Here is a 23,664-nt window from a genome sequence, read left to right as displayed (position 1 = left end):
AACCGAATGAGTTAATATTGTTAATTAAAAGCGGCTGTATTAAGCCAATATTAACCCCCGAAAAAAATTTCATTAAAATTTCATCTTTGTAAAATATTAATAAATATTTCTCGTTACTTTTATAATTAAACAAACAACAGCTTATGGGTGAAACCTTTACTTCAATTTTTAATGCGGTTACTAACAAAGCTCAGGTGAAACAATCAGAGGTAGTAAATGAAAATCTGGAGGCTGATGATGTGATATTTTATCACTCTATCCGCGCTGATTTGGATCTTCTAAAAAAGAAACCAAAACTGCAGACGATCCACTACATCCTCGATTATTCAAAGAGCCGGCGCTAAGTAGTACAACGCCAAAACACTGGTTCATAAATCAGCCCGGTTGGATCATTATCCGCTGCGCCCGGTTTATGAACCTTTCTATTTTATATGATGTTCATTAGTTGCTGCGCAGGATTTTATACTTTTACACCTTGATTTGTTTATGCTTTGGTAAGCCCAATAAACAAATGTCCCCATGAACTAATGAACAAACGATGCTCAAAGCCGAACGCTACCGCCATTTTGTTGAATACTTTTCTAAAAATCAACCCGAAGCCGAAACAGAGCTGCATTACAGCAATTCTTATGAACTTTTAGTAGCGGTAATACTATCGGCCCAATGTACCGATAAACGCATCAACCAGGTTACACCCGCCCTTTTTAAACGCTTCCCGGATGCACAGGCCTTAGCCGCTGCAGATGCAGACGAGATCTTCCCTTACATCCGCAGTGTTAGCTACCCTAATAATAAGGCTAAACACCTGGCCGGCATGGGTAAAATGCTGATAGGATATTTTAACGGCGAAGTACCCTCTGATATCAACGAATTACAAAAGCTGCCCGGCGTTGGCCGCAAAACCGCCAATGTTATTGCATCTGTGGTTTTTGATGCGCCTGCCATTGCGGTAGATACGCACGTTTTCCGGGTAGCTAACCGCATAGGCTTAACCATCCGCGCCACCACCCCGCTTGCTGTAGAAAAACAACTGGTAGAGCATTTGCCGCAAAACACGCTGGCCATTGCACACCACTGGCTGATACTGCATGGCCGTTATATATGCGTGGCCCGTACACCTAAATGCGAAATTTGCCCGCTTACCTGGTTTTGCAAATACTACGCCCAGCACAATACCGAAACTGCCTTGCTAAAAGCCGAGGCAGCAAAAATACGCAAGGTTAAAGAAGCTAAAAAGCGGAAAAGCCTGAATGCCATTAGTAAAGAACTGGCTAAACGCAGTGTTGATAAAGATATTTGATTGATAGTGGCGGGTTAAGTAAGTTTACATCAATCCTTTGCGTCATTGCCATGCTATCGCTCGCAATAACGGGATTAATAAATTAATTACTAAAAATATTAGTAATTTAATAAAAAGTATTTTATATTTGTTTCACAATAATTTAAGATGAGCAACGCAGATAAATTAAAGGCATTACAGCTTACGTTAGATAAGCTGGAAAAATCATACGGTAAGGGCACCATCATGAAAATGGGTGATACCGCTATTGAGGCTACCGAAACCATATCAACCGGTTCTTTGGGCCTTGATATCGCTTTGGGTGTGGGCGGTTTACCAAAAGGCAGGGTGATAGAGATCTATGGCCCCGAATCTTCAGGTAAAACAACCTTAGCGATACATGCCATAGCCGAATCCCAAAAAAAAGGTGGCATTGCTGCCTTCATCGACGCCGAGCACGCGTTCGATCGTTTTTATGCTAAAAAATTAGGCGTAGATGTAGAGAATCTTTTGATCTCGCAGCCGGATAACGGTGAGCAAGCCTTAGAGATCGCCGATAACCTGATCCGCTCGGGAGCTATCGATATTTTGGTTATCGACTCGGTTGCGGCCCTGGTGCCAAAGGCCGAGATAGAAGGCGAAATGGGTGATTCTAAAATGGGTTTGCATGCCCGCTTAATGTCGCAGGCATTACGTAAGTTAACCGGTACCATCAGCAAAACCGGCTGCTGCTGTATTTTTATTAACCAGCTGCGCGATAAAATAGGTGTGATGTTTGGTAACCCCGAAACCACTACCGGTGGTAACGCCTTAAAATTCTACGCTTCGGTACGTTTGGATGTACGCCGCATATCACAAATTAAAGATACCGACGAAGTATCCGGTAACCGCGTTAAGGTAAAAATTGTTAAAAACAAGGTTGCCCCTCCGTTCCGCATTGCCGAATTTGATATTATGTTTGGCGAGGGTATCTCTAAAGCAGGCGAAATCATTGATCTGGGTGTGGAATACAACATCATCAAAAAAGCAGGGTCATGGTTTAGCTACGGCGAAACCCGCCTGGGACAGGGCCGTGATGCCGTTAAGCAACTGATTTTGGATAATCCGGAACTGATGGAAGAACTGGAAGCCAAGATCAAAGCAACCGTAACCGGCGAAAGTTTGGCAGAAGCTTAAATACAGCGTTCAACTGCTTAAACTTTTGTTTTTTATCGATTTAGATATTAAGCCATTTCAATATTAAAGCCTCCTTTTTTTGGGAGGCTTTTTATTTACCGCCGGTTTTCCAGTACATATAGGCAATACAGCCAATTACGGTAATAGCCAATACAATAAGCCCGGTTACACCTTTACGCTTATCCTGGCGCATTAGCCAAATTAAAAAAGCTACCAGCGGCAGTACAAAAAACGCCCAAAATATAAGTGAAGGAATGTTCATAGTTTAACCCCCTAACCCCCTGAAGGGGGAATAGAATTTTTCTAAAGTGTAATTAATTGATCAACCGTATCCGTTTCCCCTTTAGGGGGTTAGGGGGCTAATCGGCATTCTGGCCAGCGGGGCTATCTCCTGCCCGGCAAATTCGCCTTTTAAATATTTATAGTAAGCGGCAATGGCTATCATGGCCGCATTATCGGTACAGTATTCAAACTTGGGTATAAAAACATTCCAGCCATTTGCTGCTCCCAAATTGGTTAACCCTTCGCGTAAGCCGGTATTGGCCGATACGCCGCCGGCCAGTGCAATATCTTTAATGTTGTAGGCCTCGGCAGCACGTTTTAGTTTATTCAGCAATATGGTTGCGATGCGCTTTTCTACCGATGCACAAATATCACCCAGATTTTCCTGAATAAAATTAGGGTTGGCTGCTACGTTATCCCTGATGAAATACAGGATAGCCGTTTTAACCCCGCTAAAGCTAAAATCAAAACCCGGGATCTGCGGCTCGGGGAATTTATAGGCATCGGGGTTACCCGTACGGGCATGCTTGTCTATCAGTGGCCCGCCGGGATAAGGCAGGCCGAGGATCTTGCTGGTTTTATCCATTGCCTCGCCCGCAGCGTCGTCAAGCGTTTGGCCTATAACCTCCATATCAAAATAGTCCTTCACCAAAACGATCTGCGTATGCCCGCCAGACACGGTAAGGCACAAAAACGGGAAAGACGGCTTACGCTCCGCAATAAAATGCGCCAGGATATGCGCCTGCATGTGGTTAATATCTATCAGCGGCAGGTTTTTAGCCAGCGCAAAGGCTTTGGCAAACGATACGCCTACTAAAAGTGACCCTAAAAGGCCCGGTCCGCGTGTAAAAGCTACCGCATCAATATCATTTTTGCTTACTTTTGCGTTTAATAGTGCTTGTTGCACAGCAGGAACAATATTTTGCTGATGAACCCTTGAGGCAAGCTCAGGGACAACACCTCCGTAGGCTTCGTGAATGGTTTGATTAGCAATAACATTGCTCAGTATCTCGCCATCTACACAAACAGATGCAGAGGTTTCATCACAGGAAGATTCGATTGCTAATATTACCGGCACGTTGTATGGTTATTGATTTACAGATTTGGTGAATTAGTGATTTATTTAAAAAGGCAAACTATCCCTGTTTTAAATTGTATAGGGATGGGGAAAGAATGGGCTAAATCAATAATTCACTACGTCACTCATTAAAGAGACAAAGTTATTAAAAAAGTACTCAAAATAGCGTTAAGCGTCGTATTGATAATTTTGTTGCTGATAAGCATTACGCTATTGCTTTTTCAGTACAAACCGGTACAAACGTGGGCTGCAAAAAAAGCCACCGTGTACCTGTCTAAAGAATTACATACCAAAGTTGATATAAAAAGCCTGTACATCAAGCCCTTTTCTTCGGTAGTGTTAGAGGGGCTGTATATACTGGATAAACAGCAGGACACCCTGTTAAGCACCCCAAAGCTTGCTGTAGAGCTTAACGGTTTTTCGGTATTTAACAGCATTAAAAAAAAGCAGATAGATTTTGCGTCCATACAGCTGGATAACGGTTCGTTTTACCTCAAAAAACAAAAAGACAGCACCACCAGCCTGCAGTTTGTACTGGATTATTTTAACTCGGGCGATACCACAAAAACCAAAACCAAACCGTGGACGCTTACCTTTGAAAAGATCGCCCTCAATAATTTCCGTTTCAGGTATATTAACCATCTGCGTACCGAGCTGGTTAAAGGCGTAAACTTTAACAATTTGGATGTTAGTCACTTTAGCACGGTGATACGCAACATGGACCTGCAGAACCACCTGTTTAAAGCCCGCATAGGCGGTTTAACCCTGCGCGAAAAAAGCGGTTTTTTTGTGCGTAACCTCAATACCAACGCTACCGTTGATACCAACCAGATATTGCTGCAGAACCTCAACATCCAAACGGCAAATTCAAACGTGCGCAACTTTTTTAAAATGAGGTTTAAATCGTTTGATGATTTTGACGATTTTGAGAACAAAGTAACCATGGACGCCGATTTTAAAACATCGCACCTGTCATCAAAAGATATTACTTACTTTACCAGCGCCCTGGATAAAACAACCTTTGAACTGGGTATTGACGGGCGCGTGCGCGGCATGGTAAACAACCTGAAAGCCAAAGGCGTTACCATTACAGCCGCACAGGCTACCTTTATAAAGGGCGATTTTAACCTAACCGGCCTACCCGATTGGGAGAACACCTTTTTGCAGCTAAAATTTGACCAGATAGCCACTAATAAAAAAGATCTTGATTATTTATACCAGCATTTTACCGGCAAACCAAACGCCAAAGTGCCGGCCATTGTAGGCAAATTTGGCCATGTGAATTTTACAGGCAGGTTTACCGGCGTGCAGAATGACTTTGTTGCATTTGGTACTTTTAAAACAAAACTTGGCCGTTTTGACCCGGATATCAACCTGAAGATAAATAAAGCGGGGATGCCAAGCTACAGCGGCAAAATAACCACAAATAATTTTAACCTGGGCGAACTGATTGACAACAACACCATTGGCCGCACCACCCTATCTGCCAATGTAACCGGCCGCGGCGACGAGCTTAAAACCCTGAATGCAAGCGGTGATGCTAAAATAGCCTACCTGCAGTTTAAAGGTTATAACTACAGCAACCTGGCAACCAGCGGCACCTTTATCAGTAAGGTTGCCAAAGGTAAAGTAAGCATTAATGATAAAAATTTAAAGCTGAATATAGCCGGCAGTATTAACCTTAACCCCAAGCTGCCGGTGTATGATTTTACCGGTAACATCAGTAACGCCAGGTTGCGCCAGCTAAAATTATTAAAGGATACCATTACCTTCAGTACAGATCTTAATACCAACTTCTCGGGCAATAACCTGGATAACCTGGATGGCAGCATTTTGCTTACCAAAATAAGGGTGCTTAACCCCCGGAATAATTATGTGGTAGATTCTGTTGCCTTAACCGCCAGCGGTAAAGGAGATACCCGGGTGATCTCGCTAAAATCCGATCTGGCAGACGGCAGCATTAAGGGCAGTTATGACCTGGCTACTTTACCTTCGTATTTTAAAACGATAGCCAAAAAGTATATCCCATCATTAAAAACAGATATTACGCCGCCCAAACCGCAAAACTTTGATTTTAATTTCACGATCAAAAATATCGACCCCTTAACGGCCATTTTTATGCCCGACCTGAAGATACCCGAACAAGGTACTTTTATAGGTAAATTTAATTCGGCGGCAAAAACGGCTACGCTAAACGGATATATCAAAACTATTAAACTGGGCAAAATAGTTTTTCATGATTTTATTATTGATGAAAGCACCAGCGACGATATGCTGGGGCTTAACATGTCGCTTAACCGGGTTGATCTTACTGATAGCCTGTACATCAAAAACATCAACATCACCAATTTCCTGAAGAACGACAGCCTGAACTTCAACGTTAAATTATCTGACAAGGATGCCGCCAACCAGTTAGACCTTTACGGCCTGGTTGAGTTTGGCCGGGACACTACCGCTAAACTAAAGATATTGCCATCTGATGTGGTGCTGGAGCGCGAAAACTGGAAAATAACCGAGCAGGTACGCATCCGCTTACTTGATGGCAAAACGCAGGTATCGGGTTTTGAGCTATCAAACGGCAGCCAGAAAGTAAGGATCAACGGTTTTATATCTGACAGCCCTGCCGACAAGCTGAAGGTTAGCTTTGAAAAATTCAGTATGGCTACGCTTAACCAGTTAACCAAAACATCGGGGGTGCTGCTTAAAGGTTCATTAAACGGCGATGTTACCCTTACATCCATCATCAAAAAACCGGGGGTAGATGCCAACCTGGGGATAGATTCGCTGACGATGAATAAAACCCTGGTAGGCGATGTAAAAATTGTATCGAACCTGGATAATGAGCGCGGCCAGGCAAATGTTAAGCTTAACATTACCAATAAAGGCTCGGAAACCATGAACATTGCCGGTATCTATACGCTGGGCAAAGAAACGGACGACAAGCTTGATTTTGATGTGAAGATGGACCATACCGAAGCAATTATTTTTGAACCGTTCATTAAAGAACTGGTATCAAATATAAAGGGTGCGGTGTCTGCCGATCTTAAACTATCAGGGTCGCCATCCAAGCCGGAATTGAACGGTTCACTCTCTCTGGATAATACCGGCATTACGGTTAATTACCTTAAAACGGCTTATACGGTGAATGATAAGCTGGCGGTGAATAATAGTGTAATCAAGATAGATAAAATGATTTTGAAAGACATTAGGGGCGGCACCGGGGAAGCTAATGGCACGGTAGACCTTAATAACATATCAAACCCAACATTAAATATCTCGCTTGAGGCTAAAAACCTGATGGCGCTTAACACCACCTTTAAAGACAACCACCTTTACTATGGTACAGCCTACGGCAGCGGTACCTTTAGCTTTACCGGGCCTATTGATAACATGAAGATAGATATCAAGGCATCTACCGAGGCAGGTACCATATTTAATATCCCGCTGAACACATCGGCCACTGCTGCAGATTATGACTTTATACGCTGGGTTAACCATAACGACACCACAATGAAAGTGGTTGACAAGGCAAAGGCATTTAATGGTGTTACGCTTAATTTTGACCTAACCATTGACGAAAGCACCACCGTTAGGATAAGTACCGACTATGGTGTTTTAGAAGGTACCGGGCAGGCGCGCAACCTAAAGCTTAATATTAATAGCCTGGGCGATTTTGAAATGTTTGGTGATTTCCTGATCACATCCGGCAAGTTTGAATTTACCGCTAAAGATTTTATCAGTAAAAACTTTGTGGTGAACCAGGGCGGTACCATTAAGTGGACGGGCAGCCCCAATAATGCCGAGATTAATTTAAAGGCCGTATATGAGGTGCGCACCAATATTGCACCGTTATATACAGCGGCAGGCTCGCAGGCACCTCAGCCTAAACAAGTATTGGTACAGGCCGAGCTGATCCTGACAAAATCTTTATTACAACCCAACATCGATTTTAATTTTAACTTCCCTGTAGATCCATCTATAAAAGATGACCTGAACACCTACCTGGCAGATAATAATAACCGCAGCCAGCAGGCGCTAAGTATTATTGTGCGCCGCAGTTTTGCATCGGGCACGGGCAGTAATTTAACCAACCAGGTACTGGGCACGGCCGGCGAAGCGGTGAGCGAATTTGCCTTTAATAAACTAAACAGTTTTATATCGCAATCAAACATTAAGTACTTCGATTTAAATATACGGTCGTTTAACGATGCGAGTGCTTCTTTAAAATTCTGGAATGACAGGCTGGTTATCAACGGTAGCTTATACTCCAACAGCGGCACAAGCGACTTATTTAACAATCGCCAAAGCTTGCTAAATACCGATTTCAGGACGCTGACAAAAGATTTTGAGATCCAGTACCTGATACGCAAGGATGGTAACTTAAGGGCCCGCTACTCGTACCGCGCGCTGAACAGCACCACGCTGAATACGATTAACGACCAGTTGGGCATACAATATGTAAACGGTATTGGTTTGGTTTACCAGCGCGACTTTGATACGTTTGGCGAATTTATAAGAAACATTTTCAGGCAGAGCCGCCGCGACAGGGCACCTGTTGCACCGGCACCTATCCCGGCAACCAATATCAATACGCCAACACCGGCAAAACCGTCAGACGATAATAACAACAACGAGGATACAGAGGGCGACGACTAATTAATGATCGCGCATGATGGCGTGGTCCATTTTATCCCTTTTGGTACGCAGGTAAACTTCGTTGTGGGGGTTTGATGGAATTTCTATCGGCAGGTTTTCAACCACCTCTAAACCATAGCCAATGAGCCCGGCGCGTTTTTTAGGATTATTGGTTAACAGGCGCATTTTAGAGATACCCAGGCTGCGCAATATTTGTGCACCGATACCATAATCGCGCTGATCCATGTTAAAGCCCAGCTTTATATTGGCTTCTACAGTATCAAGCCCGCTCTCCTGCAAATGATATGCCTTCAGCTTGTTAATAAGCCCTATACCACGGCCCTCCTGGTTCATGTAAACAATAGCGCCCTTACCCTCCTTGCTGATAATCTCCATCGCTTTATGCAGCTGCGGGCCGCAATCGCAGCGGCAAGAGCCAAATATATCGCCGGTAACACATGAGCTGTGCACACGCACCAACACGGGTTCGTTTGGTTCCCACTCCCCTTTTACAAGTGCCAGGTGGTTTTCGCCGGTATCCAGCTGGGTATAAGCAATCATATCAAAATCGCCCCACTCGGTAGGCATCTTTACAGATACCTCTTTACGTACCATCGATTCGGTATTTAAACGGTAGGCGATCAGGTCTTTGATAGAGATGATCTTCAGGTCTAACTCTTTAGCCATCACCAGCAATTCTGGCAGGCGGGCCATATCGCCATCTTCTTTCATGATCTCGCAGATAACACCGGCGGGCTCAAAGCCGGCCAGTACAGAAAGATCGATAGCTGCTTCGGTATGGCCGGAACGGCGTAAAACGCCCCCATCCTTTGCAATCAGCGGGAATATATGCCCGGGGCGGCCCAGATCTGACGGTTTGGTTGCCGGATCAATTAAAGCCAGCGTAGTTTTTGAACGATCGGTTGCCGAAATACCTGTTGTACAGCCGTTCCCCAGCAAATCTACCGATACGGTAAAATTAGTTTCGTGCGATGTGGTGTTACGGCTTACCATCGGCTCCAGTTCCAGTTCGTTCGCACGCTGTTTGGTTATAGGCGCACAAACCAAACCACGGCCATATTTTACCATAAAGTTGATCGTTTCGGGCGTAGCGTTACGGGCAGCGGTTAAAAAATCGCCCTCGTTCTCGCGGTCTTCGTCATCAACAACAATAATGGTTTTACCTGCTTTTATAGCTTCTATGGCTTCGGGGATCGTATTTAGCATTTTATGTTTGGTTTGTAGCCGGGCTATTTTGCAGATAGCCTTATGATACAGCAAATTTATAGGTTAATTAGATGAATAAGGTCGGTAATTTGTAAAACTATGCAGGCTTGGTTTTGCGCAGTTTAAAGCGTTTAAAGAAACGCTTATACATTTCCATATCAAACAGGGTAGAATCGGTAGCGGCCTTGTAACTCAAAAACAGGCCTATCGGGAATAGTACAGCAATTGAGATCCATGCCCCTACAAGCGGCGACAGATCGCCCTCTTTGGCAGATTTTTCGCCAATGGTGCCGATGATGTAATAGATCAGAAAAAACACTACCGACACTACTACAGGCAGGCCCAGCCCACCTTTACGGATAATTGCCCCCAATGGTGCGCCAATTAAAAACAATACGATACAGGCGGCCCCTAAAGTAAATTTCTTTTGATACTCCATAATATAGCGCCGGATGCTTTTGGTTGTTTCCTTATGCACATCGGCCCGGCCGCGTAACAGGTCCTGTACCTGATGCACCTCGCTCAATGCATTATTAAGCGAGTTGATCTTGTCGCTGATGTTGGTAGCCTTTATGCTATCTGCAGGAATAGGTTTTTTAATAACCGATGACTTTTCTGGCACCGAGGTATATTTAAAATAAGGCACTATCAGCTTGTAATTAAAGTTTGCATTACTATCCACCGTTTTACCTGTAGAATCAATGTAGTGCTGCAACTGCCGCAGGTTCATCATCATAGATGCGTTCCTGAACTCATTCTCATCTGTACGCTTCATCTTAAATTCACCCAGGTCAAACTTCTGCTCGGTTTCTTTGAACCGGAAACGCCTGAATGTTTGCCTTGGATTATAGCCCCCTTCTTTGGCGGCATCCTCTTCGTACCTTACCCCGTCTTTTAATTTAAGCACCAAAAAAAGATCATCCTTAGTACGATACATTAAGCCCGATTTGGCAAAGGTAACCACCTGGTTCACTTCCAGCTTACCTTTAGAGTAGATCATGATATCATGCAGGGTTTGCCCATCGGCGTCTTTACGCTTTACACGAATGGTGTAGCCGGGGAAACGATTGGTAAAAATATTTTCGGGCAGCAAATCGGCCGACTTTTGCTTACGGGCATCATACAGTAAAGAGTAGTACTTAAGATTGGCAACGGGCAGCATATAATCTGAGAAAGCAAAGGCGGCGATACTCAATATCACCACTACCACTATCATCGGGTACATAGCGCGGCGCAGCGAGATCCCTGCAGATTTTATTGCCACCAACTCGTAATTTTCGCCCAGGGCGCCGTAGGTCATAATGGATGACAGCAGCACAGACAGCGGCAGTGCCATAGCAACATTAGTGGCCGAGTTGTACATCATCAGCTCCAGAATAATGTACCACTGAAAACCCTTGCCAATAAGATCGTCGATGTATTTAAACAGAAACAGCATCAGCAATACAAACATCACTATAAGTAAGGTTACTATAAAAGGCCTTATAAATGATTTAAGCAGTAACAGATGTATTTTTTTCATCAGGGCAATAGTGTACTGGGACTGAAACGTTTTGCCCGGCAAATAATTGTTTAATTGCCCTGCAGTTTCAGGGATCGCAAAGGTATGGAAATAAAAAATTATGCGCCCAGGGTACTTATCAGGTAATCTATCTGGTTATCCCAAATTTGCTTGCGCTCGGCAATGGTTTCTTCCGTTGCAAAATCGGTAATGCTAAGTGCTACGTCGTTAGTGAGTTCATCCTGGATGATCTCCATCTCAAAATAGCATTGCGGCTCATCGTCCAGCCATTTAAACCTTACCAGCTTATTCTCTTTCAGGGTAACTAACTTTGCATTTTGCTTCTCATCATCCCAGGTAAAAGTATAGATCTGATCGCGCACGCTTACATCATCGGCAAACCACTGGGTAAGGCCATTAGCCTCATTCAGAAAGGTATATAATATTCTTGGTGACGATTTTATTTCGTACTCGATGTTGAATTTCTTCTTTTCGGACATAAGGCTCGGTAGTTACAAATTACTATAGGGGTAAAAGTTAAACATTTTTTCTAAAGAAAGCGAATTTCTACTATATTTGCAAACCTTTTTCAGGAAGCACTGCGTGTATGACTGTCAAAAAGAACTAAAGTAAAATTTAGATATAAATAAATTTTCGGCGGGGTAGCTCAGATGGTTAGAGCGTTGGATTCATATCCGTTGGCTAACGGACGGCAGTTCGAAATATAAAAATGTACTCAGAAGCAAGTTCTGAAAAATAAACCCGGCGGGGTAGCTCAGATGGTTAGAGCGTAGGATTCATATCCGTTGGCTAACGGACGGCAGTTCGAAATATAAAAATGTACTCAGAAGCAAATTCTGAAAAATAAACCCGGCGGGGTAGCTCAGATGGTTAGAGCGTAGGATTCATAACCCTAAGGTCGGCAGTTCGATCCTGCTCCCCGCTACAGTAGAAGGCTCCATATCGGGGCCTTCCTAATTTAATTACAGCGCATGTTTACCGTTTACGTGTTGTATTCTCCATCCTTCAACCAGATATACATCGGCTTTACTACAGATCTAAACAATCGGTTCTTATCACATAATCAACTTGCTACTAAGGGGCATACGATAAAGTACCGGCCCTGGATCATCGCTTACACGGAAGAACATACCACTAAAGCGGTAGCTCTTAAAAGAGAAAAACAATTAAAATCATCTAATGGCAGAGCCTTTATCCGGCAAACTATTTTGCCGGAATTAATGCCTATTGATGGTTAGCAGTAGCATTCATATCCGTTGGCTAACGGACGGCAGTTCGATACTGCTCCCCGCTACAGTAGAAGGCTCCATATCGGGGCCTTCCTAATTTAATTACAGCGCATGTTTACCGTTTACGTGTTGTATTCTCCATCCTTCAACCAGATATACATCGGCTTTACTACAGATCTAAACAATCGGTTCTTATCACATAATCAACTTGCTACTAAAGGGCATACAATAAAGTACCGGCCCTGGATCATCGCTTACACGGAAGAACATACCACTAAAGCGGTAGCTCTTAAAAGAGAAAAACAATTAAAATCATCTAACGGCAGAGCTTTTATCCGGCAAACTATTTTGCCTAAATTAATGCCTATTGATGGTTAGTAGTAGGATTCATATCCGTTGGCTAACGGACGGCAGTTCGATCCTGCTCCCCGCTACAGTAGAAGGCTCCATATTGGGGCCTTCCTAATTTAATTACAGCGCATGTTTACCGTTTACGTGTTGTATTCTCCATCCTTTAACCAGATATACATCGGCTTTACTACAGATCTAAACAATCGGTTCTTATCACATAATCAACTTGCTACTAAAGGGCATACAATAAAGTACCGGCCCTGGATCATCGCTTACACGGAAGAACATACCACTAAAGCGGTAGCTCTTAAAAGAGAAAAACAATTAAAATCATCTAACGGCAGAGCTTTTATCCGGCAAACTATTTTGCCTAAATTAATGCCTATTGATGGTTAGTAGTAGGATTCATATCCGTTGGCTAACGGACGGCAGTTCGATCCTGCTCCCCGCTACAGTAGAAGGCTCCATATCGGGGCCTTCCTAATTTAATTAAAAGCCGGGAAGCGAACGCCAATAACTCAATTCAAATTCCTGTATTCATTCGGCGTTATTCCCGTCTTCTGTTTAAATAAACGTGTAAAATGCTGCTGGTATTTAAAACCTAATTCGCCGGAAATCTCGTTGATAGACTTACCCGTGTCAAACATCTTTCCCTTAGCTTCGTTTATTAGTTTCGACTGGATGTATTCCAATGCCGTGTTCCCTGTCTCTTTTTTGATCAGGTCGCCAAAGTAATTAGCTGATAAATGCAACTGCTCGGCGCAGTAGGCTACACTCGGTAAACCATCAGCCTGGGCCCTGCCCGAAACGAAGTAGTTGTTCAGCAGTTCTTCAAAGCGTGTCAGTATGTCTTTGTTTACGTTGTTGCGGGTAATAAATTGCCTGTCGTAAAACCGCATGCAATAATTCAGGAATAATTCGATATTGGATACAATGAGCGTTTTACTGTGCTTATCAATATTCTGCTCAATCTCTGCCGCTATTTTTTCCAGGCAGTCAACAATCGTTTTTCGCTCCTTTTTAGATAGGTGTAGCGCTTCATGCACACCATAAGTAAAAAAGGTGTAATCTTTAATGATCTTCCCTAAATGCGTCCCCTTGATCAGGTCCGGATGAAATACCAGCGCATAGCCGGATGGCTTTATGGCCTGGCCGTTACTATCAATACCATACACCTGCCCCGGCGATATAAATACCAGCGTACCATCCTCATAATCATAGGGCTGGCAGCCGTAGGTAATATTACCGCATTTTACATCCTTTAAAAAAACAGCATATACGCCTATGTACTGCCGAAAGTGATGTATAGAGGATACCTCGCTAAAGTTAACCACGCTTACCAGCGGATGTTTGGTATCAACTCCTACATAACTGTTATACTGCGCTACCGTATCAATTCTGTCTACTCTTTCCATTATCAAGGTTTTACCGTACAAATTTAGGCAACCATTTTATGATAAGGCACAATTGACTGCCGCATGAGTAAAACTGGTAAATAAAACCGTAACCTGTATAAACACAATCCGGCCGGCCGGGGCGAAATTTGCACCATCAATTACTTACAGGAAGAATTTCCATGAAGCATAAACATTAAATGGACCAATCAGATATTTTTAAAAGGCTGCGGGCAGGCAAGGTTATTTCCTTAAACGACCCGGGTTTCCGGGAAATAGATGAGGTGGTGAACCGTACCATCCGGCTATCTGCTCAACTCAATGCTGCAGTTGAGATTCAGCAGGTGCGATTGTTGTTATCAGACATTACCGGCCAAAATATAGATGACAGCACCACCATATTTGCGCCGTTTTATACCAATTTCGGCAAGTTCATCAGCATCGGGAAGCACGTTTTTATCAATCATGCATGCTCCTTTCTGGATATGGGCGGGATTACTATTGAAGACCATGTGCTGATAGGCCCCAGAGTAAACCTGGTCACCGAGAACCATCCGGCTAACCCTGCCGACAGGCGCTCGCTTATCACTAAGCCCATACTGATTAAAAGAAATGCCTGGCTGGGGGCAAACTGCACCATTTTACCGGGGGTAACGGTTGGGGAAAACGCTATTGTAGCGGCAGGCGCAGTTGTATCTAAGGATGTTGCGGATAACGTGATTGTGGGCGGGATTCCGGCGAAGTTCATCAAAACCATTAATTAATGTTTATGAAAGTAAGATCAGCCATTAACTTATTCGCCTTAACAGGGTTATTATTAACAGCCGCTTGTACAAGCGGCAAAAACCAGGAGAACATGACAACATTAAACGATAGCTCATTATTCCCGAAGGGGGATAAATTGCCCGATAATTATTTTACCGGCAACGCCTTTTTGAAGCCCTTGCTACCCAGGGATGCCAATAATGATTTTTTGATGGGCAGCGTAACCTTCGAGGCCGGGGCCAGAACGGTTTGGCACACCCACCCCAAAGGGCAGGTTTTAATAGTTACCGAAGGAAAGGGCTGGTATCAGCAAAAAGGCAAAGCCGCACAGGCCATACAAAAGGGCGACGTGATCAACATCCCCGAAAATACAGAGCACTGGCACGGGGCGTCGGCAGACACCGGGATGGTGCACATTGCCATCACTAATTATAAAGATGATGTAAATGTATTTTGGCTAAAACCGGTAACCGAAGAGGAATATGCAGCGGTTAACAAAAAATAATGTTAAAATTTAAAGGCAAAGCTAAATGGCTGCTATGGCCGTTATGCTTGATCTTTTTATCGACCCCCAAAAAGATGACAGCACAAAATACAACAAAGCCTTTAAACGCTTTAAATAGCCAGGAGCAGTGTATGGTTAGCATATCTGCACTCACTGCGGTTGGCGACATGGATCATTTAAAACCAGCGCTTAATGCCGGCCTGGATGCCGGGCTTACGGTTAACCAGATCAAAGAAGCGCTGGTGCAGTTATACGCTTATTGCGGTTTCCCACGAAGCTTGAACGGCATAACCTTACTAATGGCTGTTTTAGATGCACGCAGGTTAAAAGGCATTACAGATAACCCGGGGAAAGAATATGCTGACCAAGCCGATACCACAGATAATTATGAAAGAGGCCGTAAAACGCTGGAAACCTTAAGCCAAACGCCGCAGCCAAAGCCGGCACCTGGCTTTGGCGAATTTGCACCACGAATAGATACATTTTTGAAAGAACATTTATTTGCCGATATTTTTAAGAGCGACGTACTATCCTACAAACAAAGGGAACTGGTTACCATAGCTGCCCTTGCTGCAATGCCTGGTGTGGCTTCGCAATTAAAATTCCATGTGCAGGCAGGCATTAATACAGGTTTAAGCAAACAACAACTCATAGCTGTGGCGGTAGTAACCGCAAAACAGATCGGTAAAAAGCAGGCAGATATTTTAAGCGGCATTTTAGCCGAATTGTAAGATGCATTAATCCCTTTTATCCAAATATACTTATATCCCATCATGAAACACATCAATCGCACCTACCTCCTTTTACTGCTGTTATTAACGGCTTTAGCTGTTTCATCGTTTTCCTGCTCAAAGGGTAATGATGATGGCGCCGGAACAACCCCTGATGCTACAAACCCCAACACCAGCCTTAAAATGAAAATAACAATCAATTCAAAAGTATTTACCGCCACACTGGCAAATAATGCAACGGGCAGGGCCTTCGCTCAATTACTGCCCCTTACTATCCAAATGAAGGATTTAAACGCAAACGAAAAGTTTTTTGACCTCGCCTCGTCATTACCAACCCAATCCTCCAATCCCGGCAATATTAATAACGGCGATATCATGCTTTACGGATCGAGAACATTGGTACTATTTTACAAAGGCTTTCAAACATCGTTTGCATATACAAAAATTGGTGCCGTAAACGATACGGATGGTTATGCCACTGCTTTGGGTAACGGCAATGTAACCGTTACCTTTGAAACAGAATAGCAGGCTTGTTCAGCATTGCTGATAACTTATATCGTTTAAAGTATTATGCTATAATATGCCAAATAAACTAAACTAATAACAGTAAACGGAGTTTATAAGGCACAACATAATAATTAAACATGGCTTCAGGCTTTTTTGCTGTTTTAGATGATATTGGCGCTTTGATGGATGATGTGGCGGTGGCAACCAAATTAGCCACCCGTAAAACCGCGGGCATACTGGGCGACGACCTTGCCGTAAATGCAGAAAAAGCAACCGGCTTTTTATCATCAAGGGAGCTGCCTGTGCTGTGGGCAATTACCAAAGGCTCGTTATTAAATAAGCTTATCATCGTGCCCGTTGCTTTATTATTAAATATATTTTTCCCAGCGGCTATCAAGATCATACTGGTATTGGGCGGGTTTTATCTGGCCTATGAGGGTGTCGAAAAAATTGTTGAATTTCTTTTCCATCGTGCAAAACCGGCCCATGAGGTAATTAAGGATAAAGAACAAACTGATGCTGATGCCGAAAAAACCAAGGTCAGATCGGCCGTTACTACCGATTTTATTTTGTCTGTAGAGATCGTAATTATTGCCTTAGGTTCTGTAGCAGAAAAAAGCCTGATGATACAGGTAATAACGGTTTCGGCAGTTGCATTTATAGCCACGGTGGGCGTTTACGGGCTGGTAGCCCTTATTGTAAGAATGGATGATACCGGCTATAAACTCATTAAAAAGGCCAATAATAAAGGCGCCCTGTCGGCCATCGGTGCTTTTTTGGTTAAGCTGCTGCCTGTTATTATTAAGGTATTAAGCGTTGTAGGCACCATCGCCTTAATTTTAGTATCGGGCGGTATTTTTGTGCACAATATCGATTACCTGCACCACCTGCTGCCCAACTTCCCATCCATTATCAAAGAGCTGGCATTCGGCCTGGTAGCCGGGTTAATTGCGCTGGCAATAATAGCGGGTTGCAAAAAGATAGTATCGATGTGGAAGAAATAGTGAAACCAGCCTTACTTATAACGATGCCCTGCGGGTGTAATAAAAAGGCACCTCTATTTTCTTCTTGGTATGCTCTGTGATCATGGCCGCCGCCGCCGCGCCCATGTACTTAAAATCGGTTGATATAGTGGTGATGCCGTTAAGCAATACCTTTTTCAGGGGCGTTTCGTTATAAGATATCACCCCTACATCCTTACCGGCTTTAAATTTATACTCCAGGATGCGCTCCAGCAGTATCACCAGGTCGTCTTCCATCAGGCTGATGAAAACTTCCCCCTTATTGATAGTTGCGCTGCTGATATTGCCGATCACCTCGTGGTTAAATGCATACTGCTCGCAAAAGTGCTTAAACCCCTTAATAATTTCTACCGGGAAGTAAGTTTGCTCGGGGAAGATCAGCTTCATCGTATGATACTTGCTTAACTGGGTACGTGCCTGGTAAAGCGCATCGTAAATATCCTGTTCAAAGTTTTCGTACACTACGCTGTATTCGCCGGTGATACCGGGGATGTTCTTATCCAGCAGTATCAGCTTATCTTTAGGGATGGCGTTGATCACCTCGTTGGCATTTTCGCCGCCCTCCATAAAATGCGGGATGATCACATAATGCGAATAATCATCTTTTTTGGATTGCAGTAATTTTTTAAAAAGGTTAAAATCATTATTGTAGATGTAAAAATCTATGGCCACGTCATCCCCCAGCCCGGCCACCAAACTATCGTAAATGATCTTTTTATGGGCGCTGAGTTTATTGAACAACAAAAAGATCCGGAGCTTTTGCTTGAAATCAATATCAGAGATGCAATACCCCTTACCCGGAAAAGAATTAACCACACCTATTTTTTTAAGATGACGGTAGCTTTTCTGGATGGTATCCCTGGAGATCTCAAAACGAAAACTCAGCTCGTTGATGGAGGGTAACAGATAATCCTTTTCAATAACGGCTGCTTCCAGCGCGTTGATGATAGAACTGGCCAGTTGCAAATACTTGGGTGTGGCCGAGTACTCGTCTATCTTTATAAAATCATAAAAAGTTGCTTGCTTAGTCATTTGCGCTTACCCAGATACATATATAAGGAATTTTATCTCCTTCATCAATATTATAGCACAAGGGCCCCGCTTGCCGCGTAATATTTTAACCCGATAATATCGGTGGCTATTGGTTTTACATTCCATTCCTGGTGGATGCTTAACGCGGCGCCAACTGCCGAAGCCTGGGCCATAGAAGCGGCAAAGGTTTCCATATTGGGGAATGCTGCGGCCAGCAGGTTCATGTAAATACTGTTTTTGCTAAAGCCGCCGTCTACAAAGATCCTTTTTACCGATGCATCATTTAAGATAATGCCGGTAGACCCCACCTGCAAACATACCAGATCAAGCATCAGCTGGTGATAGGCTTCTATATCATCCTCAAAAGCCGCCAAATCCCTTGTTGCAAACAGGGATGCTTTGGCAAATACATCTTTTTGCATCTGCGGGAATTGCTTTTTAAGCTTCAGGATTACTGCCGGATTGAAAAACATGTTCCTGAATTTTATGGCATCCTGGTTAAAGTGTGCAGCAATCCTTTTTACCTGCTGCTCATGCTCCAGCCCCGAAAACAAGCGCGAGGCCTTTACATGCTTACCCTGATAGCCAATATAAAATAAACAATCCTTATCCAGTTCATCTGCTGTTAATGCCGACTGGTTAAAAGGGTTTAAACTGATGCACCAGGTACCGGTAGAGATAAGGATAAAGGGTTCATGAAAATTAACCAAATAAGGTATCAGCGCGGCAGAACTATCATGCAGGCCGATACCCACTTTATAGTTGTTGCCGGGGAACAAGGCGGGCAGCGCCTTGTCTGCTTCTGCTATCGGTGCAAGCTTTACAGCCAAACCTTCGCCGTTCACCCAATCGTGGTAACGGTTGTTCCCAAAATCCCAAAGGGCGGTGTGGCAGCCAATACTGGTCAGGTCTGAATAGTATAGGCCCGAGAGTAAAAAGCTCAGATACTGGGGCAGGTGCAGCGCATACTGTATGCGCTGATATAATGCCGGCTGCCGGTGTTTGATGCGGTAAAGCTGCAGGCCCGAATTTAAACTACCCAGTACAGGCGATGCTGTTTGGGTGCTGAATGGCAGTTCGCCGCCATAGTTGGCGTATAATTCGTGGCTTAACTCTTCGGGATAGGGCTTAAGGTAATTATACAGCGGCGCTATGGCCTGGCCGGTTTCATCCAGGTAAACCAGGCTGGCGCCATAGGCCGAAAAGTTTACGGCCTTTACCGCAAACTCCTTCAGCCTGAAAATCTCGCTCAACGAATCAAATACCGACAGGCGCAGGCTTTGCAGGTTTTCGCACGCAAAGCCATCCTCGTCAACCGTTTCGGTAAACCGCGCCGATTTTTCATAAACAATGCGATAATCCTGGTCAAACAGAAACAGTTTTTTGTTGGTCTTCCCCACATCAAATACCGCTATAACGGGTGTTGGGCTCATCATATCTTATAATCCGGTAGCTACGGTGTTTAAACCGCGTTCTTTTATCAGGTGTTCGCGCACCTTCAATTTACGGTAAGCAGCAACCGGGTTTAACGCACCGCCGTTGCGCAGGCCGGCTTCTGCCACCAGCGGGCGTACATCTGTGCGATAGGCCTGCTGCAGTATTTCTTGGGCCAGCACAACGTCGTTATTTTTTTGGGCGGCGGTTAGCGCATCCTTATCTATAATTAAGGCCTGTGCATAAGCTATTTTAATGGCCTGTACCGATTGCAGCAGATCCTCTACAGGGTCTTTTACGTTGTGCGATGCATCGATCATCCAGCCCAGGCCGGTGGCGTGGTCCATACCGCGTGCATCCATTCCCTCTACCAGTTCGTTAAATATCAGGAACAGCTGATAGGGGTTAATGCTGCCCACGGTAAGGTCATCATCCCCGTATTTAGAATCATTGAAATGGAAGCCCGCCAGTTTATTCTCCATCAGCAGTAAAGATACAATCTGCTCGATATTGGTGCCCTGCAAATGGTGGCCCAGATCTACCAAGGTGGCTGCTTTTGGCCCTAACTTGGATGCCAGTAAATACGATTGCCCCCAATCGCCGATGGTGGTAGAATAAAAGTTAGGCTCGTAAGGCTTGTATTCTACCCATACTTTCCAGTCGGCAGGTAAGGCTTCGTAGATCTCCTGCAGGCTTTCCAGCGTGTTCTGAAAGGCATTACGAAAGTTAAGCTGACCGGGAAAGTTCGACCCGTCTGACAGCCAGACCGACAAGGCTTTTGAATTAAGCTGAACGCCATATTTTATGACCTCGATATTATGCTGAACGGCCTGTTGGCGCACCGCCTTATCCGTATGGTGCAGCGAGCCGAATTTGTAGCTGTGCTGCTGCCCTTTCTGGTCCTGAAAGGTATTGGAGTTTACCGCATCAAAGTGTAAACCGTGCTGTGCCGCCAGTTCTTTTACAGACGCGGCATTTTCAGGAATATCCCAGGGGATGTGCAGGGAGATAGCATTGCTGGATCTGTTGAGCGCGTGTATCACGCCTACATCTTCAATCTTCTCTTCCAGGCTGCGCGGCTCGCCCCCGCCAGAAAACCGGCCGAAGCGTGTGCCACCCGTGCCCAGCGCCCAGCTTGGGATAGCGATGTTAAATACACTTAGCTTTTGCAATACTGCTTCAACATCGTTTATATCGGCAGCAACATGTTCAAACTGCCGCCGGTGTTTTTCAATGCCGGTATGGTTTATCTCCTGTAATTTATCTTGCTCAATTTGCATCTCGGTTTGTTTTTGGTTGGCCGGTGGTTAGCCGGCCTTTAAGTTCGATCAGTTTTTTTGGGGTTATCTTACAAACCCGGCAGCAACACCGCCATCCACATTAATTACGTTCCCGGTTGATTTATTTAACAAGCCGCCGGTTAAGGCAAAGCAGGCGTTGGCAATATCAACAGGTAAGATCACTTCGTTAAGTAAAGTCCTTTTGGCGTAATACGCGGGTAATTCTTCTACCGTAACGCCGTAAGCTTTAGCACGGCCTTCGGCCCATCCGCCGGCCCATATATTGCTATCGCTTATTACCGCATCCGGGTTAATCACATTCACGCGGATATGATCTGCACCCAGTTCGGCAGCGTTTAACCTGCTCAGGTGCAGCTGCGCCGCTTTTGCGCTGCCATAGCCGGCGTTGTTGGGCCCGCTTACCAGGGCATTTTTGCTTACAATGTTAATAATATCGCCGCCGATTGCCTGCTGTTTCATCACAGCAACTGCGGCCTGGGTAACAAAAAACTGGCCCTTCACCAATACATCATATAACAGGTCCCAATCTTTTTCGGTATGGTCTGCAATGGTTTTAGATATGGATAAGCCCGCATTATTCACGATCAGATCTACCCCGCCAAATGCCAGTATAGCGGTTGCCATAGCTTCCCGGATCTGTGTTTGATCGGTTACATCCAGCGTGGCTGTTACACAGGCATCTTTACCAAACTGCTTTACAAATTCGTCATAAGCGCCGGCCAATCGTTCGGCATTCATATCGTTAAGAATCACAACTGCCCCTTCTTCTGCAAACTTTTTAGCAATAGCTTTGCCAATACCCCCTGCGCTGCCTGTTACCAAAGCAATACGGCCAGATAAGGCCTTTGGTTTGGGCATGCGCTGTAGTTTTGCCTCTTCCAGCAGCCAGTACTCAATATCAAACGCTTCCTGCCGCGGCAGGGAAGTATATGCTGATATCGCTTCGGCACCCTTCATTACATTAATAGCATTGATATAAAACTCCGCTGCTACCCTGGCCGTTTGCTTATCCTTGGCAAAGGTAAACATACCTACGCCGGGATAAAGTATCACCACGGGGTTGGCATCGCGTATGGCGGGGCTGTTGGGGTGCTTGCAGGTGTTGTAATAACCCTCATACATTTTGCGGTAATCCTCAAACGCAGGGGTAAGTTTTTCTTTTATCGCGGCAACATCTGCCAGGTTTTCATCCGGTGCAAGCGTTAAAACCAGCGGACTGATCTTGGTGCGCAGAAAGTGATCGGGGCAGCTGGTACCCATCGGTGCCAGGCGTTCCAGGTCGTTAGAGTTGATGTACTCTAAAACCCTGGCATCATCTGTAAAATGCCCTATCATCTGTGTTTTAGATGAGCAAAAACCACGCAGTACCGGGGCCAAAGCAACGGCCTGTTTTTTACGGTCAGCTTCGGGCAGGCTTTCCATTATGGGGCCGTCAAATACGCTGCCATTCTTAGCATAACTTTGCTCCAGATATTCGGCGCATTTTTCTATCACCTCCAGGGTGTTGATGTAGCTTTCATAAGCGGTATCGCCCCAGGTGAACAACCCGTGCGAACCCAGCATAATACCGCGGATACCTGGGTTACTTTCCAGGCAATCCCTTAGCTGCAAACCCAGGTCGAAACCGGGTCGCTGCCAGTCTACCCAGCCTATGGTGCCTTCAAAAAGTTCTTCGGTTATTTTTTTACCGTCTTTTGCGGCCGCAATGGCTATGGCAGCATCGGGGTGCAGGTGGTCGATATGCTTAAAGGGTAAAAAGCCGTGTAAAGGTGTATCGATAGACGGTGCTTTGGAGTTAAGGTCAAAAATACTGTGGTTAAACAGCTCTACCATCTCATCCTCAAACTGAATGCCGCGGTAAACGTTTTCCAGGCTGCGTAAACGGTCTACATATAAAGCCGCCAGTCCGCTTTTCTTTAATGTGCCAATATCGCCGCCAGACCCTTTGATCCACATCACCTCTACCTCTTTACCCGTTAAAGGGTCTTTATCGGTAACCTTGCAGGAGGTATTGCCGCCGCCGTAATTGGTAAGGCGCAGATCGGCCCCCAGCAAGTTAGACCGGTATATTAACAGTGCTACTTCATCACCCGCCAGTTCGGCCGCACGGGCATCATCCCACAAGTAACTTACATGTTTAAATTGAGTTGTATTAGCAGACATATTTATAATTTTTTAATCTATTGATTTAACG

General features: G+C 44.6%; 22 protein-coding genes and 1 tRNA gene. 13 read left to right on the top strand and 10 right to left on the bottom strand.

What is annotated here, in order from left to right:
* Positions 1 to 143: 143 nt before the first annotated feature.
* The 3 genes from E2R65_RS05605 (at position 144) to recA (ending at position 2,455) form a co-directional block, all read left to right on the top strand.
* Entirely contained in the window at positions 144 to 344 is a 201-nt protein-coding gene (locus E2R65_RS05605; RefSeq protein WP_134335516.1) for a hypothetical protein, read from the top strand.
* A gap of 194 nt (positions 345 to 538) precedes the next feature.
* Positions 539 to 1,300: an endonuclease III gene (gene nth / locus E2R65_RS05600; protein WP_134335515.1), complete on the top strand. Its 762-nt coding sequence runs from the start codon at positions 539 to 541 to the stop codon at positions 1,298 to 1,300.
* A 147-nt stretch (positions 1,301 to 1,447) separates the two neighbouring features.
* Entirely contained in the window at positions 1,448 to 2,455 is a 1,008-nt protein-coding gene (recA, locus tag E2R65_RS05595; RefSeq protein ID WP_134335514.1) for a recombinase RecA, read from the top strand.
* A 91-nt stretch (positions 2,456 to 2,546) separates the two neighbouring features.
* Here the strand turns inward: recA and E2R65_RS19595 are convergent, their stop codons facing one another.
* On the bottom strand, positions 2,547 to 2,717 hold the full coding sequence (locus E2R65_RS19595) for a hypothetical protein (RefSeq protein WP_158285220.1): 171 nt from the start codon (positions 2,715 to 2,717) through the stop codon (positions 2,547 to 2,549).
* 81 nt (positions 2,718 to 2,798) lie between these two features.
* Positions 2,799 to 3,815: a tRNA (adenosine(37)-N6)-threonylcarbamoyltransferase complex transferase subunit TsaD gene (gene tsaD / locus E2R65_RS05590; protein WP_134335513.1), complete on the bottom strand. Its 1,017-nt coding sequence runs from the start codon at positions 3,813 to 3,815 to the stop codon at positions 2,799 to 2,801.
* A 180-nt stretch (positions 3,816 to 3,995) separates the two neighbouring features.
* Here tsaD and E2R65_RS05585 point away from each other — a divergent pair, with 180 nt between their 5' ends.
* The gene (locus E2R65_RS05585; RefSeq protein WP_134335512.1) at positions 3,996 to 8,471 is read left to right on the top strand and encodes a translocation/assembly module TamB domain-containing protein; all 4,476 of its coding nucleotides are present in this window, start codon (positions 3,996 to 3,998) and stop codon (positions 8,469 to 8,471) included.
* Here the strand turns inward: E2R65_RS05585 and E2R65_RS05580 are convergent, their stop codons facing one another.
* The 3 genes from E2R65_RS05580 to E2R65_RS05570 all read right to left on the bottom strand — a co-directional run bounded on the left by E2R65_RS05580 (position 8,472) and on the right by E2R65_RS05570 (position 11,678).
* Positions 8,472 to 9,677: a bifunctional 3,4-dihydroxy-2-butanone-4-phosphate synthase/GTP cyclohydrolase II gene (locus E2R65_RS05580; RefSeq protein WP_134335511.1), complete on the bottom strand. Its 1,206-nt coding sequence runs from the start codon at positions 9,675 to 9,677 to the stop codon at positions 8,472 to 8,474. It abuts the gene before it with no gap.
* 97 nt (positions 9,678 to 9,774) lie between these two features.
* Entirely contained in the window at positions 9,775 to 11,199 is a 1,425-nt protein-coding gene (locus E2R65_RS05575) for an LptF/LptG family permease (RefSeq protein WP_134335510.1), read from the bottom strand.
* A gap of 98 nt (positions 11,200 to 11,297) precedes the next feature.
* Complete coding sequence (locus E2R65_RS05570; RefSeq protein WP_134335509.1) at positions 11,298 to 11,678, bottom strand: START-like domain-containing protein; 381 nt, start codon at positions 11,676 to 11,678, stop codon at positions 11,298 to 11,300.
* Positions 11,679 to 12,050: 372 nt separating this feature from the next.
* Here E2R65_RS05570 and E2R65_RS05565 point away from each other — a divergent pair.
* The 4 genes from E2R65_RS05565 (at position 12,051) to E2R65_RS05550 (ending at position 13,175) form a co-directional block, all read left to right on the top strand.
* Positions 12,051 to 12,124, top strand: a tRNA-Met gene (locus E2R65_RS05565).
* A gap of 46 nt (positions 12,125 to 12,170) precedes the next feature.
* Entirely contained in the window at positions 12,171 to 12,437 is a 267-nt protein-coding gene (locus tag E2R65_RS05560) for a GIY-YIG nuclease family protein (RefSeq protein WP_134335508.1), read from the top strand.
* A gap of 102 nt (positions 12,438 to 12,539) precedes the next feature.
* On the top strand, positions 12,540 to 12,806 hold the full coding sequence (locus E2R65_RS05555; RefSeq protein WP_134335507.1) for a GIY-YIG nuclease family protein: 267 nt from the start codon (positions 12,540 to 12,542) through the stop codon (positions 12,804 to 12,806).
* Between the two features lie 102 nt (positions 12,807 to 12,908).
* Positions 12,909 to 13,175, top strand: coding sequence for a GIY-YIG nuclease family protein (locus tag E2R65_RS05550; RefSeq protein WP_134335507.1), 267 nt, complete (start codon positions 12,909 to 12,911; stop codon positions 13,173 to 13,175).
* Between the two features lie 122 nt (positions 13,176 to 13,297).
* Here E2R65_RS05550 and E2R65_RS05545 read toward each other — a convergent pair whose 3' ends face one another.
* Positions 13,298 to 14,194, bottom strand: coding sequence for a helix-turn-helix domain-containing protein (locus tag E2R65_RS05545; RefSeq protein WP_134335506.1), 897 nt, complete (start codon positions 14,192 to 14,194; stop codon positions 13,298 to 13,300).
* 179 nt (positions 14,195 to 14,373) lie between these two features.
* Between E2R65_RS05545 and E2R65_RS05540 the strand changes: the two genes are divergently transcribed.
* The 5 genes from E2R65_RS05540 to E2R65_RS05520 all read left to right on the top strand — a co-directional run bounded on the left by E2R65_RS05540 (position 14,374) and on the right by E2R65_RS05520 (position 17,685).
* A complete protein-coding gene (locus E2R65_RS05540; protein ID WP_134335505.1) occupies positions 14,374 to 14,937 on the top strand; it encodes a DapH/DapD/GlmU-related protein in 564 nt (187 codons plus the stop codon).
* Positions 14,938 to 14,942: 5 nt separating this feature from the next.
* The gene (locus E2R65_RS05535) at positions 14,943 to 15,443 is read left to right on the top strand and encodes a (R)-mandelonitrile lyase (RefSeq protein ID WP_204986286.1); all 501 of its coding nucleotides are present in this window, start codon (positions 14,943 to 14,945) and stop codon (positions 15,441 to 15,443) included.
* A 74-nt stretch (positions 15,444 to 15,517) separates the two neighbouring features.
* Positions 15,518 to 16,174 (top strand): carboxymuconolactone decarboxylase family protein, encoded by a 657-nt coding sequence (locus E2R65_RS05530; protein WP_158285219.1) that lies wholly within the window; start codon positions 15,518 to 15,520, stop codon positions 16,172 to 16,174.
* Positions 16,175 to 16,216: 42 nt separating this feature from the next.
* Complete coding sequence (locus tag E2R65_RS05525) at positions 16,217 to 16,699, top strand: cyclophilin-like fold protein (RefSeq protein WP_134335503.1); 483 nt, start codon at positions 16,217 to 16,219, stop codon at positions 16,697 to 16,699.
* 119 nt (positions 16,700 to 16,818) lie between these two features.
* Positions 16,819 to 17,685, top strand: a complete 867-nt coding sequence (locus E2R65_RS05520) for a DUF808 domain-containing protein (RefSeq protein ID WP_134335502.1) — start codon at positions 16,819 to 16,821, stop codon at positions 17,683 to 17,685.
* A gap of 15 nt (positions 17,686 to 17,700) precedes the next feature.
* On the opposite strand, the gene E2R65_RS05515 is transcribed toward E2R65_RS05520, so the two are convergent.
* The 4 genes from E2R65_RS05515 to E2R65_RS05500 form a co-directional block, all read right to left on the bottom strand.
* Positions 17,701 to 18,735 (bottom strand): GntR family transcriptional regulator, encoded by a 1,035-nt coding sequence (locus E2R65_RS05515; protein WP_134335501.1) that lies wholly within the window; start codon positions 18,733 to 18,735, stop codon positions 17,701 to 17,703.
* Positions 18,736 to 18,785: 50 nt separating this feature from the next.
* Positions 18,786 to 20,171, bottom strand: coding sequence for an FGGY-family carbohydrate kinase (locus E2R65_RS05510; protein WP_308472309.1), 1,386 nt, complete (start codon positions 20,169 to 20,171; stop codon positions 18,786 to 18,788).
* A 3-nt stretch (positions 20,172 to 20,174) separates the two neighbouring features.
* Positions 20,175 to 21,449 carry a TIM barrel protein gene (locus tag E2R65_RS05505; RefSeq protein ID WP_134335500.1) on the bottom strand — a complete coding sequence of 425 codons (1,275 nt, stop codon included), beginning with the start codon at positions 21,447 to 21,449 and terminating at the stop codon, positions 20,175 to 20,177.
* Positions 21,450 to 21,512: 63 nt separating this feature from the next.
* Positions 21,513 to 23,633, bottom strand: a complete 2,121-nt coding sequence (locus E2R65_RS05500; RefSeq protein ID WP_134335499.1) for a bifunctional aldolase/short-chain dehydrogenase — start codon at positions 23,631 to 23,633, stop codon at positions 21,513 to 21,515.
* Positions 23,634 to 23,664 lie beyond the last annotated feature (31 nt).

This window comes from Mucilaginibacter phyllosphaerae, from assembly GCF_004378255.1.
Lineage (GTDB): Bacteria > Bacteroidota > Bacteroidia > Sphingobacteriales > Sphingobacteriaceae > Mucilaginibacter > Mucilaginibacter phyllosphaerae.
Note: the sequence above shows the minus strand (reverse complement) of the source record. Positions and strands in the feature narration are given on the sequence as shown.

Bases quoted from the DNA above. Each gene is read 5' to 3' on its own strand.
- E2R65_RS05535 (WP_204986286.1), top strand. From the start codon at position 14,943: ATGAAAGTAAGATCAGCCATTAACTTATTCGCCTTAACAGGGTTATTA.
- E2R65_RS05515 (WP_134335501.1), bottom strand. From the start codon at position 18,735: ATGACTAAGCAAGCAACTTTTTATGATTTTATAAAGATAGACGAGTAC.
- E2R65_RS05570 (WP_134335509.1), bottom strand. From the start codon at position 11,678: ATGTCCGAAAAGAAGAAATTCAACATCGAGTACGAAATAAAATCGTCA.
- E2R65_RS05560 (WP_134335508.1), top strand. From the start codon at position 12,171: ATGTTTACCGTTTACGTGTTGTATTCTCCATCCTTCAACCAGATATAC.
- E2R65_RS05505 (WP_134335500.1), bottom strand. From the start codon at position 21,449: ATGCAAATTGAGCAAGATAAATTACAGGAGATAAACCATACCGGCATT.
- E2R65_RS05580 (WP_134335511.1), bottom strand. From the start codon at position 9,677: ATGCTAAATACGATCCCCGAAGCCATAGAAGCTATAAAAGCAGGTAAA.
- recA (WP_134335514.1), top strand. From the start codon at position 1,448: ATGAGCAACGCAGATAAATTAAAGGCATTACAGCTTACGTTAGATAAG.
- nth (WP_134335515.1), top strand. From the start codon at position 539: ATGCTCAAAGCCGAACGCTACCGCCATTTTGTTGAATACTTTTCTAAA.
- E2R65_RS05575 (WP_134335510.1), bottom strand. From the start codon at position 11,199: ATGAAAAAAATACATCTGTTACTGCTTAAATCATTTATAAGGCCTTTT.
- E2R65_RS05500 (WP_134335499.1), bottom strand. From the start codon at position 23,633: ATGTCTGCTAATACAACTCAATTTAAACATGTAAGTTACTTGTGGGAT.
- E2R65_RS05545 (WP_134335506.1), bottom strand. From the start codon at position 14,194: ATGGAAAGAGTAGACAGAATTGATACGGTAGCGCAGTATAACAGTTAT.
- E2R65_RS05540 (WP_134335505.1), top strand. From the start codon at position 14,374: ATGGACCAATCAGATATTTTTAAAAGGCTGCGGGCAGGCAAGGTTATT.
- E2R65_RS05550 (WP_134335507.1), top strand. From the start codon at position 12,909: ATGTTTACCGTTTACGTGTTGTATTCTCCATCCTTTAACCAGATATAC.
- E2R65_RS05525 (WP_134335503.1), top strand. From the start codon at position 16,217: ATGAAACACATCAATCGCACCTACCTCCTTTTACTGCTGTTATTAACG.
- E2R65_RS19595 (WP_158285220.1), bottom strand. From the start codon at position 2,717: ATGAACATTCCTTCACTTATATTTTGGGCGTTTTTTGTACTGCCGCTG.
- E2R65_RS05530 (WP_158285219.1), top strand. From the start codon at position 15,518: ATGACAGCACAAAATACAACAAAGCCTTTAAACGCTTTAAATAGCCAG.
- E2R65_RS05605 (WP_134335516.1), top strand. From the start codon at position 144: ATGGGTGAAACCTTTACTTCAATTTTTAATGCGGTTACTAACAAAGCT.
- E2R65_RS05555 (WP_134335507.1), top strand. From the start codon at position 12,540: ATGTTTACCGTTTACGTGTTGTATTCTCCATCCTTCAACCAGATATAC.
- E2R65_RS05510 (WP_308472309.1), bottom strand. From the start codon at position 20,171: ATGATGAGCCCAACACCCGTTATAGCGGTATTTGATGTGGGGAAGACC.
- E2R65_RS05520 (WP_134335502.1), top strand. From the start codon at position 16,819: ATGGCTTCAGGCTTTTTTGCTGTTTTAGATGATATTGGCGCTTTGATG.